Genomic DNA, 4,401 nt, shown 5'->3' with positions numbered 1-4,401 from the left:
CTTCGATTTGAGGGCGGTAAATGAAATCAGACATAAGGTCGGACTTATCATCGGATCGTAGCCGAAGTCAGACGGCCCCCGCCGGAGCCTCACGAACTACTGATTCAATTCATGTAATGAATTGGAGGGTTGGCGATGTTGGGACCAAGGCAGGAAGCTCAGGCAGCACTGTTTTATGAGTTTTCGCTGGAAGATCACGTTCCCCAAAACCACCTGTTGCGGTCGATTGATCGGTTCGTTGACCTGAGTAGTATTCGTGCGCATCTGGCAGATTTCTACAGCCACACTGGTCGCCCATCCATTGATCCTGAATTGATGATCCGGATGTTGCTTGTGGGCTATTGCTCTGGCATTCGGTCCGAACGCCGCTTGTGCGAAGAGGTTCATCTAAACCTGGCCTATCGCTGGTTCTGTCGCCTTGACCTCAACGACCGTATTCCAGATCACTCAACCTTTTCGAAGAACCGCCACGGGCGCTTCCGCGAAAGCGATCTGCTGCGGCATGTGTTCGAAACGACCGTTGCGCGCTGCATGAAAGAAGGACTGGTGGGTGGCCACGGATTTGCCGTCGATGCCAGCTTGATCAGTGCAGATGTCCAGAAACAGAACTCCAGTAACCCTGAAGATTGGGCAGCCCGTGTGGCCGACGTCGATGACGCACCACGCGCGGTGCAGGAATATCTCGACACATTGGATGACGAGGCCTTTGGAGCGGCCACCACGACCAAGCCCAAGTTTACTGCTCATGCTGACCCGGCCAGCCAATGGACTGCGGCCCGGAAGGGCCCAGCTTTCTTTGCGTATTCCACCAATTATCTGATCGATACGGATCACAGTATCATCGTTGACGTGGATGCCAGCCGCTCGAACAGAACCGCCGAGGTGGGCGCGATGCGTAAGATGATCGATCGCACCCAAGAGCGTTTTGAGCTCAAGCCGGATTGGATCGCCGCGGACACGGCCTATGGGTCCGCTGACAATCTCGTCTGGCTGACCACCAAACGGAAGATACTTCCGTTCATTCCTGTCATTCCTTGCCCGGCAGGCGATTGCGAAGCAATCTGCCGAGAGGGGACAAAGGGGAGCGCAAGGACGGCACATTCTCACGTTCCGACTTCACATGGGACGATGAGAATGACCGCTACATCTGCCCGGAAGGAAAGGAGATGCTGCACACTCGGCGAACCTATTCCGATCCCGCCCGGAACGCGCCCGAATGGAAAGCGCGCAAATACCGGGCTCTCAAAACCGATTGCATGAACTGCCCATTAAAAGCCAAATGCTGTCCCAAATCAGAGACCCGCGCGATCCATCGCGAGAAATACGAAATCGTCAGAGACTTCGCCCGCAAGTGTACGGCATCAGAGTTCAATCAAACCGCTCAGAACCGGCGAAAGAAAGTCGAGATGCTCTTCGCACATCTCAAACGCATCCTTGGTCTGGGCAGGCTCCGATTGCGCGGGCCATGCGGCGTCCAAGACGAGTTCACCCTCGCCGCAACCGCCCAAAACCTCCGGAAATTAGCGAAACTCAAGCCAATGGGACCAGCCGTCGGATGACAAGGTGGTTGGCCTACGGACATCCGAAATAAATCAACGCTATAGTCCGCTTCGACACGCCAAAACCAACGAGTTTTTCAACACAATCAGCCCAATCTGTGAATTCGATTTTCTCGCTGCGCGCGCTCGCAGCACGAAATCCCACTGCGCCGCCGCGAAATTTCTGCTGCATCGCAGAGGCGATTGCGGTCATTCACGCAGTCTGCAGCAAATCTGAAGCCGCGAATTCACAGACTGCGGGATAAACCTGCCATACAAGTGATTGTCTTTTCGAGTTTCGCGACTTGCGCGTACGAAGAGCAACTACAGTGGAGCGGTTTTGATCATTGATGGAGAGGCGGAGCTTTTCTTGAACCACTTTCCCAACTTTAATCGCGCGGTTCGCCACTTCGGCTGATGGTCTGGAAATCTGAGACCTGCCGTTGGTCATTACTGCCGTGCCCTATGCCAAGCTGTTAAAAATCTTGTCACTTTCGGGAACAACCCTGGACCGTGTGCCATTCCGTCTTGGACAAGGGTCGTTCAAAATTTCTCGCCGAGCGTTCGCTTAGAGCCGAAGCAGACGTGTTCCCGATTGGATTGGTGACTCGAATCAATAATGTCCTATACTGCGTTGGAATCCGTGGTGCCTAGAAGAGCAGATCAGCCACTGGAACGAGTCGCAAGATGCGAAGAATTCTCGAGAGAAACTGGAGGGCGCATTGAGTACATACGATTCCGAAAAGGTCGCCAAACTTCACCGCGAACTGCACAGCCATCTTCCGTCTGAACCGGCCCTTCGCCTAAAAGCGCTTGAAACAGTTCTGGTTGAAAAAGGTTTTCTCGCAGCGGATGGCGTGGATAAGTGGCTCGAGGATTATTCAGAAAATGTTGGCCCAATGAATGGTGCCAAAGTGATTGCACAGGCATGGACTGATCCGGACTATGCGATGCGACTGGAACAGGATGCGGATGCGGCGTTTGTTGAAGTCGTCCCGACCGCGCCACACAATTACAATCTTCGTGCAGTTTTCAACACGCCACAGGTACACAACCTGATCGTCTGCACTTTGTGCTCATGCTATCCGCTCGGGTTATTGGGAATGTCTCCGTCGTGGTACAAGTCGGCCGAGTACCGCGCACGCGCCGTCCGCGACCCACGCGGCGTTCTGTCGGAATTCGGGACTGATCTTTTGGACGATGTCGAGGTCAAAGTCTGGGACTCAACATCTGATCGGCGCTATATGGTTGTGCCGTCTCGCCCCGCAGGAACTGATGACTGGTCCAAAGACGACCTCGCCAATCTGGTTACGCGAAACTCCATGATCGGGACCGTCAGGGACCTGTCGCCGGTGGGAGGGGCAGGCTGATGGATACCGTTCACGACCTCGGTGGCATTCAGGGCTTTGGGCCAATACCAAACACTACTGAAAATGACACAGTGATGTTTTCGGAAGAATGGAAAGCGCGTATTTGGGCCATCGCGATGATGAGCATGACAAAACTGTCGACGGATCGAACAGGCTGGACGCTGGACTGGTTTCGCCATGTAATCGAGCGCCTGCCGCCTGATCTTTACCTGCGGTTGGACTATTTTGATAAGTGGAATCTCGCTGTAATGGCCACACTCGTTGATGAGGGGGTCGCAGATGTTGAAGAATTCTTAGCAGGCAAGGCCAGAGGCGAAGGTTTTGAATACAAGTCACCAACACCTGTCAAAGAAATTCTTGAAACCAAGCCAAGGTTCAAACTTGGCGAGCGCGTCGTCGCACAGCGAGACGTCAGTGCCAATCATACGCGGCTGGCTGGCTATATCCGTGGACGCACCGGTGTCGTGGACAGTGTGATGGGCCTTCAACCTTTGCCGGATCTTTCTGCCATTGGTGTCATCCGCAACGAACATACATATGTCGTCCGTTTCCCAATGGCGGAGCTTTGGCCCGAGGCTTCGGATAGCCGTGACAGCCTTTTGATTGATATGTGGGACAGTTACCTTGAACCGGTCTGAGAACCGTCGGCCCATGTCTGTTTGCCAGGAGAGCACCGCAGATTTCACGGAGCTATGGCACGCTCAAGTCATCGCCGTCCTGGATCTGCTTGTCAAAAATAAACAAGTTGACCCTGAGAAATGGTCGCGGGCTCTTGGTGCCGAACTTGATCAGAGACAGTCAGACGGGGCCACCGATGATGACGCTAATTATTATGACGCGTTCCTGACGGCGCTGGGGATGATGCTGGAAAAGAGTGAACTTGCCTCGCGGGCCGAGGTGGACGAGCGAGAATCTGATTGGCGTGCGGCCTATCTGGGGACGCCACACGGCCAGCCTGTGGCGTTAAAAAACTAGTTTACAGCCCACGATATCCTGGTCGTTGAACTCCGGTTTGTCCGCGTCATTCCCCTTCGATCACATCGCAGCGAAAAGACGGTTTGAATTTGGGGTGCCACGACCGGGTTGAACGGCGGCTTTGGTGAAACGGGCTGCGTTGCAGCGATACTCGTGCCGCGCCTGCGAACGATTTCTGCGTGAGCGAAAGCTGCGCGTGCAAAAGGCGGGCGTGTCCGCACTTTGCCAGTTCGACCGAGGCGCAGCGAAGGGCAGCTTCCGCCCATCGCGTCGAACGCTGCGTTCGAGCTTTCAAGTTCTGCATTTGTCTCGAAGTTGCTGCCGCACTGAAGAAAAACGGACTGAGCGAACATGTCCACCACCCGCGAAACCATCCTCACCGCGCTGCACTTCCTTTTGCAAACGCTGCCCGCCACCGCTCTGCGGGGCGACGTCCTGCCTGAACGCGTACCGACGGCAGGCCTGCTGATCCTGCGCGACGGCGAACCGGGAGAGCCGGAGGTGACGCTGTCGCCGCT

At 55.0% G+C, this 4,401-nt stretch carries 4 protein-coding genes and 2 pseudogenes; 5 read left to right on the top strand and 1 reads right to left on the bottom strand.

Annotated elements, in window-relative coordinates:
• Positions 1-135 precede the first annotated feature (135 nt).
• Positions 136-1,559 (top strand): annotated as a pseudogene (locus CHB90_RS25635) (transposase).
• A gap of 13 nt (positions 1,560-1,572) precedes the next feature.
• Here CHB90_RS25635 and CHB90_RS26410 read toward each other — a convergent pair.
• Positions 1,573-1,752 (bottom strand): hypothetical protein, encoded by a 180-nt coding sequence (locus CHB90_RS26410; RefSeq protein WP_141135987.1) that lies wholly within the window; start codon positions 1,750-1,752, stop codon positions 1,573-1,575.
• Positions 1,753-2,260: 508 nt separating this feature from the next.
• Between CHB90_RS26410 and nthA the strand changes: the two genes are divergently transcribed.
• The 4 genes and pseudogenes from nthA to CHB90_RS27270 all read left to right on the top strand — a co-directional run.
• Complete coding sequence (gene nthA / locus CHB90_RS25630; protein WP_089280522.1) at positions 2,261-2,908, top strand: nitrile hydratase subunit alpha; 648 nt, start codon at positions 2,261-2,263, stop codon at positions 2,906-2,908.
• Entirely contained in the window at positions 2,908-3,546 is a 639-nt protein-coding gene (gene nthB / locus CHB90_RS25625; protein WP_089280521.1) for a nitrile hydratase subunit beta, read from the top strand. Before nthA ends, nthB begins: the two co-directional genes overlap by 1 nt.
• A gap of 13 nt (positions 3,547-3,559) precedes the next feature.
• A complete protein-coding gene (locus CHB90_RS25620; protein WP_089280520.1) occupies positions 3,560-3,883 on the top strand; it encodes a hypothetical protein in 324 nt (107 codons plus the stop codon).
• A 351-nt stretch (positions 3,884-4,234) separates the two neighbouring features.
• Positions 4,235-4,401 (top strand): annotated as a pseudogene (locus CHB90_RS27270) (acyl-CoA transferase); the annotation flags it as partial.

This window comes from Antarctobacter heliothermus, from assembly GCF_900188425.1.
GTDB classification, from domain to species: Bacteria; Pseudomonadota; Alphaproteobacteria; order Rhodobacterales; family Rhodobacteraceae; genus Antarctobacter; species Antarctobacter heliothermus.
Note: the sequence above shows the minus strand (reverse complement) of the source record. Positions and strands in the feature narration are given on the sequence as shown.

Excerpts from the sequence above, each read along its gene's own strand:
- CHB90_RS26410 (WP_141135987.1), bottom strand. The coding sequence starts at position 1,752 with ATGACCGCAATCGCCTCTGCGATGCAGCAGAAATTTCGCGGCGGCGCA.
- CHB90_RS25620 (WP_089280520.1), top strand. The coding sequence starts at position 3,560 with ATGTCTGTTTGCCAGGAGAGCACCGCAGATTTCACGGAGCTATGGCAC.
- nthB (WP_089280521.1), top strand. The coding sequence starts at position 2,908 with ATGGATACCGTTCACGACCTCGGTGGCATTCAGGGCTTTGGGCCAATA.